The following is a 20,844-nucleotide window of genomic DNA, read 5'->3' as shown; positions in this document are numbered from 1 at the left end:
ACGGGAAACGGCCCGCAATGACGAAACCTCGTGTGGTGATCGTGGGGGCCGGGTTCGCCGGTTACCACGCGGCGAAGACGTTGAGCCGGATCGCCCGGGACCGGGCCGAGATCGTGGTGCTGAACTCCACCGACTACTTCCTGTACCTGCCGCTGCTGCCCGAGGTCGCGGCCGGGGTGGTCGAGCCCAAACGGATCGCGGTGCCGCTGACCGGCACCCTCAAGGGCGTCCGCGTGGTGATCGGCGAGGCGGACCACGTCGACCTGCAGAACCGCTGGGTCGGCTTCACCCAGGCCGAGGGGGAGAAGAACCGCCTGGCGTACGACCGGCTGGTGCTCGCCGTGGGCAGCGTCAACAAGCTGCTGCCCATCCCGGGTGTCACCGAGTACGCGCACGGCTTCCGCGGCCTGCCCGAGGCCGTCTACCTGCACGACCACATCGTCCGCCAGATCGAGCTGGCCGAGCAGGCCGAGGACCCGGCGGAGCAGAAGGCGCGCTCCACGTTCGTGGTCGTCGGAGCGGGCTACACAGGCACCGAGGTGGCCGCGCACGGTCAGTTGTTCACCGACGCGCTGCACGCCCAGCGACCCCGGCTCACCGTCCGGCCCCGCTGGATGCTGCTCGACGTCGCCCCCCGGGTGCTGCCCGAGCTGGACAAGCGGATGTCCGACACCTCGCACAAGGTGCTCAACCGGCGCGGAGTGGACGTGCGGATGGGCACGTCGGTGGCCGAGGCGACCTGCGACGGAGTGAAGCTGACCGACGGCGAGTACGTGCCGACCTGCACGCTTGTGTGGTGTGTGGGGGTGCGGCCCGACCCGTTCGTCAACGAGCTGGGCCTGCGCACCGAGAAGGGCCGGCTGGTCACCGACGAGTTCCTCAACGTCCCCGGCTACCCGGAGGTCTTCGCCTGCGGCGACGCCGCCGCCGTGCCGGACCTGGTCAACCCGGGACAGCTCTGCGGCATGACGGCCCAGCACGCGCAGCGGCAGGGCAAGCGCGCGGCGCACAACATCGCCGCGTCGTACGGCTTCGGTCAGCGCAAGCCGTACAAGCACCACGATCTGGGTTGGGTGGTCGACCTGGGTGGCAAGGACGCGGCCGCGAACCCGTTGCACGTCAACCTGGCCGGGCTGCCGGCCAAGGCGGTCACCCGGGCGTACCACCTGATGGCGATGCCGGGCAACCGCACCCGCGTGGGGGCCGACTGGGTGCTCGACGCCGCGCTGACCCGCTCGGCCGTGCAGTTGGGGCTGGTCCCGGCGAACGCGGTCCCGCTGGAGAGCACCTCGCCGGAGGTCGCGGTGCGGGGCCGCTGAGCGGAACCCGTCGACCCGGCCGGTCAGCCCCGCGAGGGGGCGGGGCCGGCCGGTCCGCGTGCCGGCGGGTGGGGCTCGCCGGGATCGGCCGGCGGGGGCGGGTTCAGCCGTCGCGGCCCGTACTCCCGCAGCAGCGTCTGGACGATGCCGGCGGCGGGAATGGCCAGCAGCGCGCCGAGCAGCCCGGCCAGCTCCGCCGCGAGCAGCACGCTCAGCAGGACGGTCAGCGGGTTGAGCCGCACCGCGCGGGAGAGGATCAGCGGCTGGAGCAGATGGTTCTCGACCTGCTGGTAGACCACGAAGAAGACGAGCACGACGATCCCGGCGGTGGGGGAGTGCAGGAACCCGGCCCCGGCGGCGATCACCGCGCCGATCGTCGCGCCGACAAGCGGTATCAGGTCGGCGACCGCCACCAGCAGCGCGATCACGCCCGCGAACGGCACCCCGGTCAGGGCCAGCACCACGAACGTCAACGCTCCGCAGATCACGCTGATCAGCAGGTTGCCGGTGAGGTAGCCGGTCACCGTCCGCGACACCTCCCGGCCGACCCGGCGCACGCGCTCGCCCTGCCCGTCCCCGGCCGCCGCGAGCAGGCTCCGGGTGATCCGCGGCGATTCCAACACCATGAGGTACGCCAGCACGACGACAGTGACCAGCCCTGCGACCGTCTCCAGGACGCCGCGCAGCACCCCGACGGCGGGTTGTCGCAGCCGGCTGCCGAAGTCGCGCAGTTGGTCGGAGTGCTCGCCGACGTAGCGCCGTGCTCCGGTGCGCTCCACGAGTTGGCCCACCGGTCCGCGTCCGGCGCGTGCGTCGCGCAGCAGCTCGGGCCCCCGCTCGGCGAACCGGCCCAGCTCGTCCAGCAGGGGCACCAGGATGACCGTGGCCAGGACCGCCACCACGACGAAGGCGGCGAGGAACACGAGCAGCGTGGCCACTGCCCGCCGTCGGACGAACCGGCGTTGCAGCCAGTCCACGGACGGCTTGAGGGCGACCGCGAAGAAGGCGGCCACCACGGCCCAGACCAGCACCCGGCGGGTCGCGTACACGAAGGTCAGCGCGAGCGCGGTCGCCAGCACCAGACCGATCACGACCAGGGCCCGGCGGGCGGTGGCCCGATCGTCGGCGTTACTCACTCGCCAGGCCTTCCCCGCGCACACCGCAGGAAACCCGGCAATGCGGACGTCGGCACTCGGCGGGCCGGTAGTCGGAGAGCGCCGTGGCGCGTCGAGGGCCGCCCGTGTCGGACGGTCAGCGGCGGGTGTCGGTGGCGTCGGTGAGCGGGTGGGCGCCGGCGACGAACGTGTCGAGAGCGGCGGCGTGCAGCAGCCCGCCGGCGATCGGATCGCGCAGGGCCATCGCCGCCAGCCTGCCCACCGGGAGCCCGCCGGGCCGGTGCGTCGCGGCGAGCACCAGGTTGCCGTAGCGCCTGCCGCGCAGCATCCGCCGGTCCCCGAACACGCAGACGTCCCCGAAGACCGCCCGCAGCGTCGCCACCTGCACGCGGGTGCCGACCAGCGGCGGCAGGTCCGTCACGTTCACCAGACACAGCCCGCCGGGGCGCAGCACGCGGGCCACCTCGGCCGCGAACTCCACGGTGCGGACGTGCGCGGGCATCCGGGCCGCTCGGTAGATGTCGGCGATCACCAGGTCGTACTCCCCGGCCGGTGCGGCCGTGACCGCGTCCCGGGCGTCGGCGACCTCCACCCGCACCTCTGGCGGCAACGGCGGCAGTTCCCGGGCGACCAGCTCGACCACTTCCCGGTCCCGCTCGACGACCCGCTGCGCGGAGCCCGGCCGGGTCGCGGCCAGCCAGCGCGGCAGCGTCAACGCGCCGCCGCCGAGGTGCAGCACGCTCAGCGGTACGCCCGCCGGGGCCGCCACCTCCACCGCCGAAGCGATCCGGCGGACGTACTCGAAGTGCAGGTGCCGGGGATCCTCGACATCCACGTACGACTGCTCGACACCTGCGGACAGCAGCGTCCGTCCGGTTCGGCGGACCGGATCGGCGACCAACTCCAACCGGTCGGCGGCGCGGTTCATGACGGCACGCTAACCGAGCCGCGGCCGGTGCCCGCCGACGGGCCGCGCCGGGCCGCCCGGCGTGCGCGCCCGCCGGTCCGGTGCCGGCCCGCCCGACGCGCGTGGGCCGACGGGCCGACGGCGCGGGTCGAACCCCGCGTCCGTCGGCCCGCCTGTGCCGTGGCGGCCGGTCAGCCGCTGGCCATCCCGGCGCCCACCTCGTCGATGGCGTCGTCGATCGAGTGGGCGAGGTCCACGTCGAGCGCGGTCACCCCGTCCGCCTGGTTGGTGCGGACGGTCAGCACGGCGGCCGTGCCGCCCGGTCGCCCGATGCTCGGGCCGCGTCCGGTGTCCACGCGTAGCCGGTCCAGTCGGGCGAGCACCCGGTCCAGGTTGTCCGGAGGCAGCGCGATCACGCGGTACAGGCCGCCGCTGTCACCGGCCCAGTACGGCAGGTCGTCCAACGCCGCCCGGAGCTGGGCCTCGTCCAGGCTGGGCGTGGTGGTGGAGGCGCCCACGATGCCGCCGCCGGCCGCCGGCGGGTTCAGCAGTTCCCGCAGGCCGTCGGGGACGTGCAGCGACTCGACCAGGTCGCCGTCCTGTTCGGCGAGCGCGGCGAGTGTCGCCTCGGCCTGGTAGCGGGCCTGCTCGGGCGTACGCCCGCTGATCCGGCCCACCTCGGCCAGGAAGCCGGGCAGGTCCCGGTGCCGCTCGATGCCGTCGACGGGCACGACGTCGTGCAGCGAGTTGGGCACGGCGGCGAGCAGCCGTTGCCGCTCCGCCGCGTCCAGTGCGAAGGCCAGCACCAGCACTGTCGCCTCGGCGCCCACCTTGGCCGTCGAGAAGTCGACGCCGGAGCGTCGCCGGACGTCGTCGACCAGATCGTGGTAGCCCACGCTGTTCACCCCGACCGCGCCGCCGGGCGGAGGTTGCGGTCGCGGGTTGTCCGCGGTGCCCCGCGACGGCGGGGCCGGTCCACCGCGCGTGGTGTCCGACTTGTGCCGTCCGGCCGGTGGTGGGCCGGCTCGCTTGCCCTGGTCCAGGCTGGTGAGCTGCTTGGAGGCGCTCAGGCTGGCGCCGAACTGACTGGGCTGACTGCCCTGTTCGCGGGCCTGCCGGGCCAGCGCCCGGCGCCGCTGGTTGTCGCCCTCCATCTGCTTGCGCATGGTGACGCCCCTTTCGCTGGGGATCGATCCTGCGCCCGTCGCCTTCCCGCCCTCCCGGGAGCCGAAACGGGCGCTGCCGGCCCGGTAGCGCCGAGCGCGGGCCACGCTTCATCCGGCACGGGTGAGGGGTGCTCACCCGCGCGGGGCGCACGATCGGGGCAGGACCGCAGTTCTTCCGAGGTACGCGGAAGGAAGGTCGTCATGAAACAGATCATCGAGATCGTTCCCGCTCGACCCGGCTGGTACGCCCGCTGGCAGCTCACGCCCGAGGCCACCCGGTGCTATCCGGTCAGCCTCTGGGCGCTGCTGGAGGAGGCCGACGGAACCGGCCGGGAGGTGGTCGGAATGGACTGCATCGGCCAGTGGCCGGGTGCGGACGACAACGAGGCGGGTGGGGAGTTTGTCCGCTACCTGTACCAGACGCCCGATTCGGGGAAGCCCGACGACATCGAACCCCCGGCGACCGTCGAGCTGCGCGACGCAGCGCCCCGGCTCCAGCCGATGACCGCACCCTAGACATTCCTCCGGCCCCCGACCCCAGGTCCCAGGGTCGGGGGCCACCCGCCTTCTGGCTCAGGTGGGCGGCCCGGCGGTGGGTGGGTGCGGTGGTCAGCCGATGGCGCGCAGGTTGTCGCCGTCGTCGGCGGCCGTGCTCTCCACGGCCAGCAGCTCGGTGAGCCCGGTGCGGTCCAGCATCTGCTGGAGTCGGACGCCGACCCCGGTCAGCCGGATCGCCCCGGCGCCCCGGTGCACCACCAGCAGGGCGCTGAGCCCGGACGAGTCGCAGAGGCCAACCCCGGCCAGGTCTATCGTCACGAGCTGCTCGCCGTGCAGCTCAGCGGCGGCGGCGATCAGCTCGGGCGCGGTGTCGTAGTCCAGCTCGCCGGTCAGCCGCAGCCGGACGTGACAGGCGTCGAGCCGGGTCACCTCGATGGTCAACAGCTGGTGGGACATGCCCCCATGTTTCCAGTCCAGCGGCGGAACGCAAACCCCGGGGCCGCGAGCCGCCGGATCACGCCGTGGCGGCGGACGGCGCCGAGCCGGTGCCCAGGGCCGCCCGGGTGGCCGGCAGCGGCCGGCCGAGCAGCGTCGCCACGCCGGTGATGTCCAGGATCGCCGTCACGAAACGGGGAACCGCCCGCAGCCGCAGGGTCGTGCCGACCGACTGGCCCTCCCGCCAGGCGTGCACGATCACGGCGAGACCGGTGCTGTCGAGGAAGGTCAGGTCGGCGAAGTCCAGTACGAGGGCGCGCGGCGCGTCGGCGAGGACCCGGTCGACCTCGGCGTGCAGAGGCGCCGCAGTCGCGTACGCCAGCTCGCCGCCCACCCGGATCAGGGGCATGTCGGGATCGGTCCGATCGACGAAGATGCTCAGCGGTGACGCCTCCGAAGCCCGCCCGACAGATGCCACGATCACGCCCTTCCGCACGCCGCCTTTCTGGCCGGTGCGAGGGGATCGTAACAACGGTCCACCCGGTCCGCCCGGCACGCGAGTAAGGGCCCGCGACCTGCCGTGGGATGCCGGCCCAGGCGTACCGGCGTAGGGTGGTCGGAGAGATTTGGCCATCGACGCCGGTTCCGGTGCGGGTTCGGGTGGACGACAAGGAGTGAGGCTCAGCTGGTGACTGCTTCCGACGTCAGGGGCGCAGACCCGGGCGACGGACGGATCTCCACGCCGAGTACCACACGGGTCCCGGCGCGGTCCGCCGACGCACCGTCCTGGCCCCCGCCCGCGCTGCCGCCGCTGGCCCCCGACCGCGATCAGGCCACACCGGACTGGTCGGAGGTCGTCGAGCACTTCCGCGAGGGCCTGGTGGTCTGCGACGCCGACGGCATCGTCCGACACGTCAGCCCGGTGGCCGAGCGGCTGCTGCCCGAGGTGGTCCCCGGTGCGTCGCTCGCCGCCTCCGGCGTGCCGGGCCTGAGCGCGGGTGTCCCCGGGGGCTTCACCCACCACGGCCGTCGCCTGACCGCCCGCCAGGTGCCGCTCTCCGCCGGCCGCTGCTGCTGGTACGTGGAGGACGTCACCGAGAGCGTCAGCCGGGCCGACGCGCTGCTCGCCGAGCGAGCCCGTTCGGCCTTCCTGGCCGTGGTCGGCGACAAGCTGGGCAACCCACTGCACCCCGACCGGGCCGCCGCGGCGGTCGTCCGGCTCGCCGTGCCGACCCTGGCGGAGGTGGCCGTGCTGGTGCTGGCCCCGCGCGGGGGGCGGGCACGGTGGTGGCGGGCCTCCCGGGCCGACGACGAGGCGCCGAGTGTCGACAGCGGCGTGCTGGCCGGCCCCGCGCTGCCGGCAGCGATCGCCGAGGGGCTGACCGGGGTCGAGCCACACGCTCTCGACTGGCTGGTGGAGCAGGCGGTCGACGCCGGCTGGCTGCCCGGTCTCACGGGTGCCGACAGCGCCGCCCGGGTCGTTCCGCTGCCCGGCCGGGACGCGCCCGTCGGGGTGCTGCTGGTCGCCCGGCGCTCCAGTCGGTGGTACGACGAGGACGACGTCGGGTTGATCCGCGCCTTCGCGGCTCGGGCCGGCGCGGCGCTGACGACCGCTCTGCTCTACCGCGACCAGGCCGAGGTCGCCGACACCCTCCAGGCCAGCCTGCTGCCTGTCGAACCGACCGAGACCCCCGGCGTCCAGTGGGGCACGGCGTACCGGCCGGCGCAGGCGGGGCTGCGGATCGGCGGCGACTTCTACGGTTCGCACCGGCTGGCCGACGGCGGTTCCGTGTTCTTCCTCGGCGACGTCTCCGGCAAGGGCGTCGAGGCGGCCGTCTTCACCGGCCAGCTCCGCCAGTGCCTACAGGCCCTGCACCGGGTGGAGTCACACCCCGGGCGGCTGCTGCGACTGCTCAACGACGCGCTGCTGGAGACGACCCAGGCGCACGGTCAGGGCCGCTTCGCCACCATCGTGCTCGGCGTGGCCCGTCCGCAGCGCGACGGGAGCGTCACCCTCACCATGGCCGGGGGCGGGCACCTGCCGCCGCTGGTGCTGCGGACGTCGGGCGAGGTCGAGTCGGTGTCGCTGCGCGGCATGCTGATCGGCGTGGTGCCCGATCCGCGCGTCGGCGAGGTGACCGTGCGGTTGGCGCCGGGCGAGACCTGCCTGCTCTACAGCGACGGCGTGACCGAGGCCCGTGGGGGCGGCCGCGGTGACGAGCTGTTCGGCACGGAGCGGTTGATCACGGCCGTGACCGGGTGTCAGCGGATGCCGGCGCCGGCCCTGGCCGAACGCGTCGAACAGGTCACCGGTGACTGGCTGGGGCACGGTGACCACGACGACATCGCGGTGCTGGCGCTGCGCGCGGTCAGCCCGGGTGGGCGAGCCGCGCGGCACCTGCACGCGGTGCCCACGTCGACGAGCGCCGACGAGCAGTCGGAGGGCCCCGCATGACCGCCGCCGCCGTGACCACGGACCCGACCGACGCGTACTCCGGCTACCTTGCCTGCCTCGCCGACGCCGACGAGTACGCCGCGATCGACCTGGCGCTCGGCCTGCTCGACGCGGGCGTGCCGGCGGAGCGGGTCCTGCTCGACCTGGTCGCGCCGGCCCAGGCCGAGGTGGGTGAGCGGTGGGCACGCAACGAGTGGAGCGTGGCCCAGGAGCACGCGGCGACGCACATCAGCGAGCGGGTCGTGGCCGCGGTGGCGGCGCACGCCAACCCGCGTCCGACCGGCGGACGGATCGTGGTGGCCTGCATGGACGGCGAGTGGCACGCGCTGCCGCCTCGGCTGGTGGCCGAGGTGCTGCGGCTGCGTGGCTGGCAGGTGACCTTCCTGGGCGCCAGCGTGCCGGCTGCGCACCTGGTGTCGTACCTGCATCGGCACGACGCGCAGGCGGTCGCGCTGGCCTGCGCTCTGCCGATGCGGCTGCCGCACGCCCACCGGATGATCGAGGCGTGCCGGCGCTCGGACGTGCCTGTCGTCGTGGGTGGGCGTGGCTTCGGCGCGGACGGCCGGTGGGCGGCCCGCCTCGGCGCGGCCTGGGCGTCGAACGCGCCGGCGGCGGCCGAGCTGATCGCCGACGAGCGGGCGCTGCGGCGGGTGCCGGCGGCGCAGCTCGCGCACCTGGCCGACGACGAGTACGCGAGTCTCGTCCGCCGCCGTGCAGAGCTGATCGACAGCGCGCTTACCGACCTGCGCGACCGGGTACCGGCGACCCGGGAGTACACGGCCGCCCAGCTCGACTCGACGGTGAGCGACCTGGGGCACATCGTGGACTCGCTGGCCGCCTCGCTCTACGTCGACGACGCCTCGCTGTTCACCGAGTTCGTCGGCTGGCTGGTGGAGATCCTGACCAGTCGTGGGGTGCCGGCCAGTGCGGTCGCCCTGACCCTGGAGCACTACGCGGCCGTGCTGCGCGACTTTCCCCGCGCGTCGCACGCGCTGGCCCGCAGCCGCGCCGGGCTGCCCGCCACGTCCCGTTCCGAGGGCTGAGGGGCACCTTCCGGACGATCACCACGCGCTGCGGACCGTCGTACCCCCCTGCGTATACTTGCCGGACTGCAAACGTCCCACCCACCGGTGGAGCGAGGGGGAGAACGGTGACGTTCAGCGTCAGCCACGCCGAACGCGACGGCGGTGCGGCCTGCCTGCGGCTCGCCGGTGAGCTGGACCTGAGCACCGCCGGTGAGCTGGCTGCCGCCATCGACACACTCACCGCCGCCGGCGAGCGGCGGGTGCTGCTCGACCTCGCCGATCTGACCTTCTGTGACTCCACCGGGATGGCCGTGTTCGTCCGGGGCGACAACCAGGTCGCCGTCGACGGCGGTTGGTTGCGGATCACCGGGGCCACCGGCCGGGTCGAGCGGGTGTTGCGGGTCACCGGTCTGGCCGACGTGCTGCGATACCTTCCGGACACGGCCGACCCCGCGTCCCAGAGCGCCTCCTGATGGGCTAGATTTCCCCGCCAGCACGGTGACCGTTCCGGTCTCCTTCTCCGCCGACCCGAGGCAGGTAGTGATGGGCGACAGCCCGCAGCCGGTACGCATCCTGGTGGTCGACGACGATCCGGGTGACGTGCTGATGATCGAGGAGGCGTTGGCCGACTCCGACGTCGAGAAGATCATTGATGTGGTCAGTGACGGCGAGGAGGCGATGGAGTTCCTCCGTGCCGAGGGCCGGCACGTGCAGGCCCGCCGACCGGACGTCATCCTGCTGGACCTGAACATGCCGCGGATGGACGGCCGTCAGGTGCTCGGCGCGGTCAAGCAGGACGAGGATCTGCGGACCATTCCGATCGTGGTGCTGACCACCTCGAACGCCGACACCGACATCGTGGGCAGCTACACGTTGCAGGCCAACGCGTACGTCACCAAGCCGATCGACCTGGACGACTTCAACGACGTGGTGCGCCGCATCGACGAGTTCTTCGGCCGCGTCGTCGTCCTGCCCAAGCGCCCCTGATCACACCCGGCACGGTCGGTGGCATTGTCCCCGCCGCCGGGCCGCACGTGGCCCCTCGCCGCGCCGCGTCGCGCGAGGCGCGCGCATGCTGAACAATTTTCCCGAACCGCCTCGGCCGCTGTCGCCGCGTCCGAGGATCCAGGTGGGGAAGTAACAGCGGCTGCCTGGGGGGCGACAGTATGAGGTTCTCCGTCGTGAAGACCGGCTACGACCAGCGGCAGGTGGATTCCTGCCTGGACGAGCTGGGGCTCCGGTTGTCCCGACTCGCGGCGCGGGCGGAGGGTGCCGCCGGGGCGACCCGCGAGTGGGACGAGATCCGCCAGGAGGCGACCTGGCTCAGCGGGCTGCTCCAGCGGCTCGACCTGGGCGACGCCGCGACGACCCGGCAGGCCGGCGACGCGGTGCGGCGGGAGGCGGCCGAGATCCTGGCGCAGGCCCGCTCCGAACTGGACGAGGCCCGCGAGGAGGCCCGGCGCGTTCGTGAGCAGGCGTACGCGGACGCCGTGCAGGCTCGGCGGGACTTCGAGGAGGCGTTGCTCGCCCGGCGACGCCGCGAAGCGCTCGTCGACGAGATCCTCACCGGCGTGACGGTCGAGCCGGTGCCGGCCGACACGCCGACGGCCGCGGCCGGAACGGGCGTACCGGCGACCCGGGTGGCGGCCGGCGGCCGGGACACCGGCGCGCAGCCGCCCAGCGGACGTGCGGCCCGCTGAGCGCAGGCTCAGACGGTGAGTGCCGCCGCCACGGTGGCCGCGCGCTCCTCGTGCTGGGCGTACGCGTCGGGGAAGGCGGAGATCTGCACGGCCTGGGCGGCGGCGGTGACGCTCATGTCCTCCCAGCCGGGGATCTCGGCCAGCGCCGTGTAGAAGGCCCGCGCGGCGTACGACGGGCGCATCAGCTCGGCCACCGTGCCCCAGCCGCTGCTGGGTCGCTGCTGGAACAGCCCGACCGAGTCGTGGTCGGCGCCGGTGCCCTGGTGCGGGTACTGCGTCGACTCCGGCAGCACGTCGCTGGCGAGGTTGTAGAGGTTGCTCTCCTGCATCGCGGTCGCCAGCGCCACCACCAGGGCGCGGCGCGGCATCTGCAGCTCCCGGCCGACGTCCACGATGATCTTCGCGTTGTCCATCTGGGTCTGGTCGAGCCCGGCGACCGGGCGGGGTCGGCGGGGCTTGACAGGCTTCTTGGGCGCTGCCTTGCGGGCGGCGGTGGGCGTCGGCGACGCCGTGGGGGTGGGGATGACCCGGGCGGGGGCGGCGTCGCGGTCCAGCGACCGGGAGGCGCGCTCGTCGGCGATGGAGGCGCGGTCGGCAAGCGCGTCGGCCATCGGTCGTACCGGCGGTGGGCCGTCCTCGGCGGCACGGGCGGCGGCGAACGCGCCCAGACCGAGGCAGCAGGTGACGCCGGTGGCCAGGGCGACCCGGACGGGGGTGGAGCCCAGTCGGGTGCGGCGCGGCGGCGGCTCGGGGGCCCGGTGACGGCCGATCGTCCGTTCGGTTGATACGGCGTCGCCCGAACGGGTGGTCGGGAGCGCGTCGGTCAGCTTCTGGGCGGCGGGGTCGACGGGATGCACCCGCCGAGGCTAGATAGTCGATCGCCCGCTGCCATCACCCCGTACGGTGGCATGCGCCACAATTTGCCCGGATCATGGTCGCCATAGCGGGCGAAAGAGCTGTTATACCCGCGAAACCTAGCTGATCAGGCGAGCCGGTTATTCCCGATTAGCCCGGCCAACTCGGTCACCGCTGCGGACCCGCCTGCCGGCTGCGGCCGATCGCCGACGCTCCTCCGTTCAGAGGGGTGCCCCTTCCGCCGAACGGTGGAGGCCCGAGGTGTGCGCCCGGTGGATGCGGCACGCGAAAAGCCGCCAACCGGTCACCGGCGCGGCACCGCGATCAGTGCCGGCCGTTCTCCGCAGGGGTGACGGTCAGTCGATGCCGGGTGTTGTCGCCGCTGGAGAACGGCCAGAGCCGGTCGGCGTACTCGACCAGATCGGCCAACTGCGACCGGCTCAGGCCGGCGGAGGAGATCGAGGCGTGCACGTCGGCCCGGTAGCGGCCGTCGTCGTCGCGGCCCAGTTTCGCCTCGGCGCGTACCTGGACCGTGTGCGCCTCGTTCGTGATCTCCCCGGCCGCCTCCACCGCCGCGTGGTGCAGGCAGGACGCGAAGGCCGCCGCCAACAGTTGCTCGGGTCGCAGGCCGGTGCAGTGCGCCGCCAGTGGCGACGCCAGCGGCGTGGAGAGCCCGCCGTCGTCGGTGCGTACGTGGCCGCCCTCGGCCGTCGCGGTGGCCTGATGCAGCCAGGAACTCGGACTCGGCATCGCGTTCCTCCCGTCGCTCACCCGCCCGGCTACCCGGCCGAGGGCGGGCGAAACGCCACGCGACCCCGCGTTCAGGTCCCCTCGACCACCGACAGCGCCTCGGTGGCCTCCGCCGCGGCCTGCTCGCTCCACGGCGACATCGCCGTCGGCCGGCGCGGCGAAGGGATCGTCATCGGCACGTACACCCGGGCGTCCACGGCCTCGGCCAGCAGCAGCGCGGCGACCAGGCTGGTCGGACGCTCCGCCGGGTCGTCGGCCAGGCAGGAGCGGCACAACTCGGACACCTCCGGCGGCAGCCCGTCGATCTCGGGCAGCGGCTGCGGAGGCCGGGCCCGACGCTCCGTCAGCAACTCGGCGGCATTGGTCGCCAGGTACGGCAGCCGGCTGGTGAGGGAGTAGTAGAGCAGCACGCCGAGGGCGTACATGTCGGCCGCCGGAGTGGCCGGTACGCCGTCGAGCTGCTCGGGCGCCAGATACGCGGGAGTGCCCAGCACCATGCCGTCAGGCATCGCGTCCGCCGCTCCGGCAGGGGTGGCGATGCCGAAGTCGAGGACCTTCACCCCGGCCGGGGTGAGCATGACGTTTGCCGGCTTCACGTCGCGGTGCACGATGCCGCTGGCGTGGGCGGCGGACAGCGCGGCGGCGACCTCGGCGCAGACCCGCACCGAGATGCGCCAGTCCAGCGGACCCGCCCGCAGGTGCGCGGCGAGCGTCTCGCCCTCGGCCAGCTCCATCACGATGTACGGCGCCTGGCGGCCGGGAATCGTCGAGGAGGTGCCGAAGTCGTGCACGCTCGCGACGTTGGGGTGCACCAGCCGTGCCGCGGAACGGGCCTCCGTGCGGATGCGGTCCACCGTGTCGTGGTGGCCCTCCGGGCCGGGCGAGATCAGCTTCACCGCGACCGGCCGGTCCAGCACACGGTCGTGGGCTCGCCACACCTCGGACATCCCACCCACGCCGATACGCTGTTCGAGCTGGTACCGCCCGTCCAGCGTACGCATCGACCGCTCCTCGCCCTCGCCCGCCGACCGCGGGTGCCTGCGATCGCGGTACCCGGGGTCCGAGCTGGGCAAACCGTACGGCGATCGGGCGCGGCCGATCCCGCCGTACCTCGGCGCGGGCCGGTGGTGGGTGCGGTAGCTTGCGAGCCAGGGCTGGCGCACCGAGCGTGCCGGCACGGTCACCGGGGAGCCACCGCGATGAGCGAGGTCACCGTACGCTTCGTGGGCGGTCCCGCCGACGGCCTGGTTCGCCCGGTGCCGGCCGAGCCCGACGGCGGCCCTCCACGGCGGTGGATCATGCGGCATCCGGACGGCACCGGCCCGACGCAGCCCGGCCCCGACCACCTCTACGAACGCGACCAGCCGGACGGCCGGGGCGGGTGGAGCATGCGGTTCGTCCGGACCGACGCCCAGGGAGTGTCCGAGTGACCACGGTCGAGGGCTGAGCGGTGCTCCGGCGGCCCGGCCGCACAGGTGGCGCACAGGTGGGGCAGAGGCGCGTCACAGCGGACCCGCCCACGATGGGGGGCATGGTCATCCAGGGGCAGACCGCGCCGGGCCGGATCGAGTTGCGCCGCCCCGACGGCGAACCGGTCCGGGTGCTGGTGGTCGACGACGAGGCGACACTCACCGACCTGCTGGCGATGGCGCTGCGCTACGAGGGTTGGCAGGTGCGCAGCGCCGGCAACGGCATGGCGGCGTTGAGCACCGCGCGGCAGTTCCAGCCGGACGCCGTCGTGCTCGACGTCATGCTGCCCGACCTGGACGGTTTCCAGGTGCTGCGCCGGCTGCGCGAGCACGCGCCCACCGTGCCGGTGCTGTTCCTGACCGCCCGCGACGCCGTCGAGGAGCGCATCGCCGGGCTGACCGTGGGAGGCGACGACTACGTGACGAAGCCGTTCAGCCTGGAGGAGGTGATCGCCCGGCTGCGCGCCCTGCTACGCCGCTCCGGCTTCGCGGTCGCCGCCCGGGAGGAGGCCGTGCTGACCGTCGGCGACCTCAGCCTCGACGAGGACAGCCACGAGGTCCGCCGCGCCGGCCAGCTCGTCACGCTTACCGCGACCGAGTTCGAGCTGCTGCGCTACCTGATGCGCAACCCGCGCCGGGTGCTCAGCAAGGCGCAGATCCTCGACCGGGTGTGGAACTACGACTTCGGCGGCCAGGCCAACGTGGTGGAGCTGTACATCTCGTACCTGCGCAAGAAGATCGACGCCGGCCGGCCGCCGATGATCCACACGTTGCGCGGCGCGGGCTATGTCCTCAAACCCGCCGACTGACGGACGGCCGCGCCGCCGGCCGCTGCGGACCGCCCGGCGGTGGCTGGCCGGCCGGTCGCTGCGGGCCCGGCTGGTGCTCGCCCTGGTGGCGCTGCTCGCCCTGGTCAGCGTCGCGATCGGCGGGCTCACCACTGTCGCCCTGCGGCACTTCCTCGTCGGCCAGGTCGACAGCCAGTTGACGATGGGGGACCGGCCCCGCGCCGACGTGCCACAGTGGTTCCGCCAGGGCGGCGCCCCCGGGTGGCCCGCCTCGCGACCGGACGGCGTCGGCCCGCCCCCGCCGGAGCCTCCGCGCGGCTTTCCGCCGGGCTCGCTGGCCGTCCGCCGCGCCGACGGCGTCACCACGGCGACGAGGAGCACCGAGAGCGGCAGCCTCGCCGACGTCCCCGCCACGGACGCCTCCCGGCTGGCCGCGCTGCCCACCGACGGCCGACCACGCACCGTCGGCCTCGACGACGGCGGTGACGTCCGGGCCGTGGCGCGGCGTCTCCCCGACGGGATGGTGCTGGCCGTGGCGATCCCGCTGTCGGGCGTGCAGGACACCGTCTGGGCGCTTGTCGCCGCGCAGGCCGGAGTGGCCGCCGTCGGGCTGCTCCTCGCCGGCGCGGCCGGCGCGCTTATCGTGCGCGCCACGCTGCGGCCACTGAACCGGGTCGCCGCCACCGCCACCCGGGTCACCGAGCTGCCGCTGGACCGGGGCGAGGTCGCGCTGGCCGTCCGCGTACCGGCCGGGGACACCGACCCGCGCACCGAGGTCGGCCAGGTCGGCGCGGCACTCAACCGCATGCTCGGCCACGTCGCCGACGCGCTCGCCGCGCGGCAGGCCAGCGAGACCCGCGTACGCCAGTTCGTCGCCGACGCCAGCCACGAGCTGCGCACCCCCCTCGCGGCCATCCGGGGGTACGCCGAGGTGGCCCGGCGCGGCCGCGCCGAGGTCCCCGCCGACGTGGCGCACGCGCTGCGCCGCGTCGAGTCGGAGAGCACCCGGATGACCACCCTCGTGGACGACCTGCTGCTGCTGGCCCGGCTCGACGCCGGCCGACCGCTCGCGGCGGACCCGGTCGACCTGTCCGCCCTCGTCGTGGACGCGGTCAGCGACGCCCACGTGGCAGGCCCCGAGCACCGCTGGCAGCTCGACCTGCCCGAGGTGGTCATCCGGGTGCCCGGCGACACCGCCCGTCTGCACCAGGTGGTGGCGAACCTGCTCGCCAACGCCCGCGTGCACACCCCACCCGGCACGACCGTCACCACCACGCTGGCCGTCGAGCCGGACTCCGCCGTGCTCACCGTCGCCGACGACGGGCCGGGGGTGCCGGCGGAGCTGCGACCGGAGATGTTCGAGCGGTTCGCCCGGGGTGACAGCTCCCGGTCCCGCGCGCACGGCAGCACCGGCCTCGGCCTGGCGATCGTGGCGGCCGTGGTGGAGGCCCACCACGGCACGGTCGCCGTCGACAGCCGGCCGGGGTGGACCGTCTTCGCCGTCCGCCTGCCGAATCCCACAGCTGACGAATAGTCGGCAGCACCGACGAGGCTTACCTGTCGACGGGGCCCTGAGCGTCGACTCAGCCCGCCAGCACGTCCTTGAGGACCTCGACGACGCGCCGCGCGTGGCGTCCGTCGGGGTCCTCGTCGGCGTTCAGGTCGGTCACGCTCATCCCGAGCAGCCGGTCGGCGCGGGCCAGCGGGGTGACAAGCGCCGCCAGGTCGGGCCAGCGCAGCCCGGCCGGCTCGGGGTAGGTCACCGCCGGCAGGTCGCGCGGGTCCACGGCGTCCAGGTCGAGGTGCAGCCAGGCCGGCCCGTCGCCGTCCGCCGCCAGGGCCGCCCCGACCGCCCCCGCGCCCCGGCGCAGCAGGTCGGCGGCGGGCACCTGGTGGATGGCCGGGTCGATCCGGGCCACCTCGACGCGGCCGTCGTCGTCGGACGACGGGCGGTGCCCGAGCAGGTGCACCCGCCCGGGGCCGAGCAGCGCTTCGTCGACGCCGATCGCGGCGGCCGGGCCGTGCCCGGTGACCACCGAGAGGTCCATGTCGGCGGCCTCGCCGGTCGGTGAGGTCGCGCCGTCGAGGAAGTCGGGGTGGGCGTCGACGAACCACAGCTCCGTCCTGCGCGGCAGGCCCCGGCAGATGCCGGGCAGGATCGCGCAGTCCCCGCCCAGCACGAGCGGCCGACGGCCGTCGGCGATCAGCGCCGCTATCCGGCTGGTGATGGCCGCGCCGGCCCGGACCAGGCCGGCCGCGCCGATCACCCCGCTCGCCGGGTCACGCGCCGGGTCGCGCAGCCGTGCCTCGTCCACCTGCCCGCCGTCGTCCGCTGCGAGCGCGTCCAGCAGGCCGGCCCGGCGCAGGGCAGCCGGGGCCCGCTCCTCGCCGCGCCCGGCGCCGGAGGAGTCCAGAGGTGCGTCCACGACTGTCCAGCGCACCCTCGCAGCGTACCGACGCGGACGGCTTCCTGTGGCGAGGCTGGGAGTCCTCCGATGTGGCCGCGACAGCGCTGACGAGCAGCGTACGGTGATGGACAAGTCCGGCTTTCTGGGTTAAAAGCCTCACCGCTGCATTCCCGGGACGCCGGTGTCGAGACGGGCGAGGGGAAGGAGCGGTCGGTGATCCATCTGGCCTACCTGGACGCGGGATCCGGCAGCCTGATCGTGCAGGCCGTCGTGGGCGGGGTGGCCGGCGCCGCGGTCGCCGCCAAGCTCTACTGGCGGCGGCTCGTCGACCGGTTCCGCCGGCAGCCCACCGACCAGCGGTAGCGGTCGCCGCGACGATGACGACCTCACCCACCGGCGTACGCCCCGAGCCCGCCTCCTTCCGCGACCCCGCCAACCGGGTGTTCCACGTCGGCGACGAGGTGCTGCGCGGGCTGAACGCCCAGTCCGCCGAGCACTGGCGGACCCTCGCGGCCAGCCCGTTCTTTCCCACGCTCGTCTCGGCCGGCAAGGTCTGCGCCACCGAGGACGCCCCGCCCACGTTGGTGCCCGCCGCGACCGGCACGCCGTGGGCGGCGGTGCTGCGCCACGAGCGCATCCCGTTCGTCTCGCACCCGTACGAGTGGTCGTTCGGCATGCTGCGCGACGCCGCGCTGCTGCACCTGGAGATCCTGCGTACCGCCCTCGCCGACGGCTTCACCACCAAGGACGGCTCCGCCTACAACCTCCAGTGGCGCGGCGCGAAACCGGTCTTCATCGACATCGGCTCCTTCGAGCCGGTCCGCGACGGCGAGCCGTGGGCCGGCTACCGGCAGTTCTGTCAGACCGTGCTCTACCCGCTGCTGCTCACCGCCCACCTGGGCGTGGACTTCCAGCCCTGGCTGCGCGCGCAGGTCGACGGCATCGAGGCCGACCAGCTGCGCCCGCTCTTCGGCGGCACCCGCCGGCTGCGCCCCGGCATCCTGACCCACCTGCACCTGCACGGCGCCATGCAGCAGCGCAACGCCGCCGCCAGCACCAGCGACGTGAAGGCCCAGCTGCGCGCCGCCGGCTACTCCCGGGACCTGCAGGCGGCCACCGTACGCGGCATCGAGAAGCTCGTGCGCCGGCTGGAGCACCGCCCGTCGGGCAGCCACTGGTCGGACTACCAGCGCACCTGCGGCTACTCGGCCCGCGACCGGGTCGCCAAGGAGCAGTTCGTGGTCACCGCGGTGGCCGCCGCCGCACGCCCGCGCCTGGTGCTCGACCTGGGCGCCAACGACGGCCGGTACGCCCGACTGGCCGTCGGCCACGCCGACTACGTGGTCGCCGTCGAGCAGGACCCGGCAGTGGTCGACGAGCTGTACCGGGCGCTGCGCTCCGAGGGGCAGCAACGGATCCTGCCACTCGTCGTCGACCTGGCCGACCCGTCCCCCGGCGGCGGTTGGCGCGGCGTCGAGCGCGCCGGTTTCGCCCAGCGGGCGTCGGCGGACGTCGTACTCGCCCTGGCGTTGGTGCACCACCTGGCGATCGGCCGCAACGTGCCACTGCCCGAGGTCGTCGACTGGCTGGCCGGACTGACCGCGCCCGGCGGCGCAGTGGTGGTGGAGTTCGTCCACCCGGACGACCCGATGGCCGCTCGGCTGCTGGCCAACAAGCCCGACGGCCTCTTCCCGGACTACCGGCGTGACACCTTCGAACGGCTCGTCGAAGCCCGGGGCCGCATCACCGACCGGCTGGAGCTGCCCTCCGGCACCCGCACGCTCTACCGGGCGGTGATGGGTGGCTGAACCGCCATCCACCGGCCGCTGGGAGGGGGGCTGGCGCGGCGAGGTGGGCCGACTGCTGGAGGTCGTGGCGCTTGTCGGACTGGTCGTCACCCAGCCCCTGCTGGACGTGCTCGGCCGCAGCCCCGACTTCTTCCTCTTCCACCGCGCCGACCGCACCCAGATCCTGCTGCTCGTCGCCCTGGTGGCCGTCGCGCCCACCGTGCCCGTGGCGCTGCTCGGCGCGCTCAGTCGACTCGCCGGCCGCACCGCCCGCGCGCTCACCCACACGGTGCTCGTCGGGCTGCTGCTCGCCGCCTTCGCGGTGCAGGTGGGCCGGCACACGGTGCCGCTTCGGGGCGTACCCCTGCTGGTGCTTGCCGGTCTGGCCGGTCTGGGCGGCGCGGCCGCGCACCGGCGGTGGCGGTCGCCGGGCCGCGCGTTACGACTGGCCGCCGCCGGACCGGTGGCCTTCGTGGCGCTGTTCCTGTTCGTCTCTCCCACCTCGGCGGTCGTGCTGCCGCGCGGCGACGGCGGCGCGGTCGGCACCACGCAGGGCGCGGCCGTGCACCCGCCGATGGTCATGCTGATCCTCGACGAGCTGCCGCTGGTCAGCCTGCTCGGCCGCGACGGCCGGATCGACGCGGCCCGGTTCCCGCACTTCGCCGAGCTGGCCGGCGGCTCGACCTGGTACCGCAACGCCACCGGGGTCAGCGGCTGGACGCCTAACGCGCTGCCGGCGATGCTCACCGGCCGCTACCCGGCGCGGGCGGTCGCGCCGCACTACTCGCAGTACCCGGACAACCTCTTCACGGCCTTCGGTGGCCTCTACGACATCCAGGCCCAGGAGAGCATCACCCGGCTCTGCCCACCCAGCCGCTGCGACCAGCCGGTCGCGCCGGAGCAGGGCCTCGGCGTGCTGGTCCGGGAGACCGGCAAGCTGCTCGGCCAGGTCGCCGGGCCGACGAACACCCGCGTCGACCCGGAGGACTCCTACCGGGAGCAGACCCGCGTCGAGGCCGGCCTGGACGCCGCCGAGCCGGTCCCCGCCGACCCGAAGTTCCGCTGGGACAGCCTCGACGACAACCAGCCAGTCCGGTTCACCCGCTTCCTCGCCGGGCTGAAGCCGCAACCCCGACCCGCCCTGCACTTCCTGCACCTGCTGATGCCGCACTCCCCGTGGACGTACCTGCCGTCCGGCGCCCGCTACGACGCCCCCGAGGACCTGCCCAACGACGGCGCCGGCTGGGTCGAGCTGGCCCGCCAGCGCCACCTCGCCCAACTCGGCTACACCGACCGGCTGATCGGCGAGACCCTGCGGACGCTGCGCGCCAGCGGCCTCTACGACCAGGCCCTCGTCGTCGTCACCGCCGACCACGGGGTGAGCTTCCACCCGGGCGCGCAGGGCCGGGGCATGGACGCCATCAGGGCCGCCGCCGGCGAGGTCGCGTGGGTGCCCATGTTCGTCAAGGAACCCGGGCAGCAGTCCGGCCGGGTGGACGACCGCAACTGGGAGCACGTCGACCTGCTGCCCACCGTCGCCGACGCCGCCGGCATCCGCCTGCCCTGGCACGTCGACGGCCGCTCCGCCCGGCAGGCCCCCCGCGCCGACGCCACGAAGCACTTCTACGACACCCCCGGGCGGGCGGTCACCTTCCCCGGCGGGGTGCCCACGCCGCCGCCGCTGCCGCCGCCGCACCCCCTGGTGGGCACCGAGGTCCGCGCCGGCCCGACCGGGGGCAGCGCCCGGATCGCCGACCTGGCCGCCTTCCGGGCGACCGACCCGGACACCGGCACCCTGCCGGCGCTGGTCTGGGGTGACGTGCCGGACGCGATACCGGACGGCACGCTGCTGGCCGTCGCCGTCAACGGCCGGATCGGCGCGGTGGTCCCGGTGGTGCCGACCGACCCGGGCGGGCGCCGCTTCGCCGCGCTGCTGACCGACGATCGGCTGTTCCGCGCCGGGACCAACCAGCTCGACGTCTACCAGGTCGCGGCGGACGGTACGCTACGACGCCTCACGTTGTCCTGATCGTCCGGCCTCTCGGCGGGGTTTCTTTCGGCTCCCGCCTGGCGGGACGGCGGGTTTCCCGGCTGCCCGGTCGGGAATCGGGTGACGCATACCTCACCGCCGAACCACGGCGGGCGGTGTCCCCCGGGCCGCAATTAC

At 74.3% G+C, this 20,844-nt stretch carries 22 protein-coding genes; 13 read left to right on the top strand and 9 right to left on the bottom strand.

Annotated features, from left to right (window positions below):
- The first annotated feature begins 17 nt into the window (after positions 1 to 17).
- Complete coding sequence (locus tag ACGFIE_RS10370; RefSeq protein WP_363685516.1) at positions 18 to 1,319, top strand: NAD(P)/FAD-dependent oxidoreductase; 1,302 nt, start codon at positions 18 to 20, stop codon at positions 1,317 to 1,319.
- 23 nt (positions 1,320 to 1,342) lie between these two features.
- Here ACGFIE_RS10370 and ACGFIE_RS10365 read toward each other — a convergent pair whose 3' ends face one another.
- From ACGFIE_RS10365 to ACGFIE_RS10355, 3 genes are all read right to left on the bottom strand, one after another.
- Positions 1,343 to 2,455 (bottom strand): AI-2E family transporter, encoded by a 1,113-nt coding sequence (locus ACGFIE_RS10365; protein WP_393293144.1) that lies wholly within the window; start codon positions 2,453 to 2,455, stop codon positions 1,343 to 1,345.
- Between the two features lie 115 nt (positions 2,456 to 2,570).
- Complete coding sequence (locus tag ACGFIE_RS10360) at positions 2,571 to 3,362, bottom strand: spermidine synthase (protein WP_393293142.1); 792 nt, start codon at positions 3,360 to 3,362, stop codon at positions 2,571 to 2,573.
- A gap of 170 nt (positions 3,363 to 3,532) precedes the next feature.
- Positions 3,533 to 4,507, bottom strand: a complete 975-nt coding sequence (locus ACGFIE_RS10355) for a DUF2267 domain-containing protein (RefSeq protein ID WP_393293140.1) — start codon at positions 4,505 to 4,507, stop codon at positions 3,533 to 3,535.
- Positions 4,508 to 4,708: 201 nt separating this feature from the next.
- Between ACGFIE_RS10355 and ACGFIE_RS10350 the strand changes: the two genes are divergently transcribed.
- Positions 4,709 to 5,023, top strand: coding sequence for a hypothetical protein (locus ACGFIE_RS10350; protein WP_393293137.1), 315 nt, complete (start codon positions 4,709 to 4,711; stop codon positions 5,021 to 5,023).
- A 93-nt stretch (positions 5,024 to 5,116) separates the two neighbouring features.
- On the opposite strand, the gene ACGFIE_RS10345 is transcribed toward ACGFIE_RS10350, so the two are convergent.
- Together ACGFIE_RS10345 and ACGFIE_RS10340 are read right to left on the bottom strand one after the other, a co-directional pair.
- Positions 5,117 to 5,461, bottom strand: a complete 345-nt coding sequence (locus ACGFIE_RS10345; RefSeq protein WP_393293135.1) for an STAS domain-containing protein — start codon at positions 5,459 to 5,461, stop codon at positions 5,117 to 5,119.
- Positions 5,462 to 5,519: 58 nt separating this feature from the next.
- Positions 5,520 to 5,936: an STAS domain-containing protein gene (locus ACGFIE_RS10340; protein WP_393293133.1), complete on the bottom strand. Its 417-nt coding sequence runs from the start codon at positions 5,934 to 5,936 to the stop codon at positions 5,520 to 5,522.
- 192 nt (positions 5,937 to 6,128) lie between these two features.
- On the opposite strand from ACGFIE_RS10340, the gene ACGFIE_RS10335 reads away from it, so the two are divergent.
- From ACGFIE_RS10335 to ACGFIE_RS10315, 5 genes are all read left to right on the top strand, one after another.
- Positions 6,129 to 7,895: a PP2C family protein-serine/threonine phosphatase gene (locus tag ACGFIE_RS10335; RefSeq protein WP_393293131.1), complete on the top strand. Its 1,767-nt coding sequence runs from the start codon at positions 6,129 to 6,131 to the stop codon at positions 7,893 to 7,895.
- Positions 7,892 to 8,938 carry a B12-binding domain-containing protein gene (locus ACGFIE_RS10330; protein WP_393293129.1) on the top strand — a complete coding sequence of 349 codons (1,047 nt, stop codon included), beginning with the start codon at positions 7,892 to 7,894 and terminating at the stop codon, positions 8,936 to 8,938. Before ACGFIE_RS10335 ends, ACGFIE_RS10330 begins: the two co-directional genes overlap by 4 nt.
- Before the next feature lie 107 nt (positions 8,939 to 9,045).
- Positions 9,046 to 9,393 carry an STAS domain-containing protein gene (locus ACGFIE_RS10325; protein WP_393293127.1) on the top strand — a complete coding sequence of 116 codons (348 nt, stop codon included), beginning with the start codon at positions 9,046 to 9,048 and terminating at the stop codon, positions 9,391 to 9,393.
- Between the two features lie 70 nt (positions 9,394 to 9,463).
- Positions 9,464 to 9,907: a response regulator gene (locus tag ACGFIE_RS10320; RefSeq protein WP_354861669.1), complete on the top strand. Its 444-nt coding sequence runs from the start codon at positions 9,464 to 9,466 to the stop codon at positions 9,905 to 9,907.
- Between the two features lie 179 nt (positions 9,908 to 10,086).
- Positions 10,087 to 10,620 (top strand): ATPase, encoded by a 534-nt coding sequence (locus ACGFIE_RS10315; RefSeq protein WP_393293125.1) that lies wholly within the window; start codon positions 10,087 to 10,089, stop codon positions 10,618 to 10,620.
- Between the two features lie 8 nt (positions 10,621 to 10,628).
- Here the strand turns inward: ACGFIE_RS10315 and ACGFIE_RS10310 are convergent, their stop codons facing one another.
- The 3 genes from ACGFIE_RS10310 to ACGFIE_RS10300 form a co-directional block, all read right to left on the bottom strand.
- Positions 10,629 to 11,477, bottom strand: a complete 849-nt coding sequence (locus tag ACGFIE_RS10310; RefSeq protein WP_393293122.1) for a hypothetical protein — start codon at positions 11,475 to 11,477, stop codon at positions 10,629 to 10,631.
- A 322-nt stretch (positions 11,478 to 11,799) separates the two neighbouring features.
- Positions 11,800 to 12,225, bottom strand: a complete 426-nt coding sequence (locus ACGFIE_RS10305; protein ID WP_363685540.1) for an OsmC family protein — start codon at positions 12,223 to 12,225, stop codon at positions 11,800 to 11,802.
- 71 nt (positions 12,226 to 12,296) lie between these two features.
- Positions 12,297 to 13,226, bottom strand: a complete 930-nt coding sequence (locus ACGFIE_RS10300) for a serine/threonine-protein kinase (RefSeq protein WP_393293120.1) — start codon at positions 13,224 to 13,226, stop codon at positions 12,297 to 12,299.
- 198 nt (positions 13,227 to 13,424) lie between these two features.
- Here ACGFIE_RS10300 and ACGFIE_RS10295 point away from each other — a divergent pair, with 198 nt between their 5' ends.
- The 3 genes from ACGFIE_RS10295 to ACGFIE_RS10285 all read left to right on the top strand — a co-directional run bounded on the left by ACGFIE_RS10295 (position 13,425) and on the right by ACGFIE_RS10285 (position 16,016).
- Positions 13,425 to 13,655, top strand: a complete 231-nt coding sequence (locus ACGFIE_RS10295) for a hypothetical protein (RefSeq protein WP_393293118.1) — start codon at positions 13,425 to 13,427, stop codon at positions 13,653 to 13,655.
- Positions 13,656 to 13,756: 101 nt separating this feature from the next.
- Positions 13,757 to 14,503 carry a response regulator transcription factor gene (locus ACGFIE_RS10290; RefSeq protein WP_039906116.1) on the top strand — a complete coding sequence of 249 codons (747 nt, stop codon included), beginning with the start codon at positions 13,757 to 13,759 and terminating at the stop codon, positions 14,501 to 14,503.
- Positions 14,481 to 16,016, top strand: coding sequence for a sensor histidine kinase (locus ACGFIE_RS10285; protein WP_393293115.1), 1,536 nt, complete (start codon positions 14,481 to 14,483; stop codon positions 16,014 to 16,016). The genes ACGFIE_RS10290 and ACGFIE_RS10285 overlap by 23 nt, the downstream gene beginning before the upstream one ends.
- A gap of 49 nt (positions 16,017 to 16,065) precedes the next feature.
- Here the strand turns inward: ACGFIE_RS10285 and ACGFIE_RS10280 are convergent, their stop codons facing one another.
- A complete protein-coding gene (locus ACGFIE_RS10280) occupies positions 16,066 to 16,923 on the bottom strand; it encodes an arginase family protein (RefSeq protein WP_393293113.1) in 858 nt (285 codons plus the stop codon).
- 180 nt (positions 16,924 to 17,103) lie between these two features.
- Here ACGFIE_RS10280 and ACGFIE_RS10275 point away from each other — a divergent pair, with 180 nt between their 5' ends.
- The 3 genes from ACGFIE_RS10275 to ACGFIE_RS10265 are packed head-to-tail and all read left to right on the top strand — an operon-like array spanning position 17,104 to position 20,706.
- Complete coding sequence (locus ACGFIE_RS10275) at positions 17,104 to 17,253, top strand: hypothetical protein (RefSeq protein WP_007459587.1); 150 nt, start codon at positions 17,104 to 17,106, stop codon at positions 17,251 to 17,253.
- A 14-nt stretch (positions 17,254 to 17,267) separates the two neighbouring features.
- Entirely contained in the window at positions 17,268 to 18,698 is a 1,431-nt protein-coding gene (locus ACGFIE_RS10270) for a methyltransferase (RefSeq protein ID WP_393293111.1), read from the top strand.
- Complete coding sequence (locus ACGFIE_RS10265; protein ID WP_393293108.1) at positions 18,691 to 20,706, top strand: sulfatase-like hydrolase/transferase; 2,016 nt, start codon at positions 18,691 to 18,693, stop codon at positions 20,704 to 20,706. Before ACGFIE_RS10270 ends, ACGFIE_RS10265 begins: the two co-directional genes overlap by 8 nt.
- Positions 20,707 to 20,844 lie beyond the last annotated feature (138 nt).

The organism is Micromonospora sp. NPDC049275, assembly GCF_043197115.1.
Taxonomy (GTDB): Bacteria; Actinomycetota; Actinomycetes; order Mycobacteriales; family Micromonosporaceae; genus Micromonospora.
The sequence above is the reverse complement of the archived record's forward strand: the minus strand, read 5'-3'. Positions and strand labels throughout refer to the sequence as shown.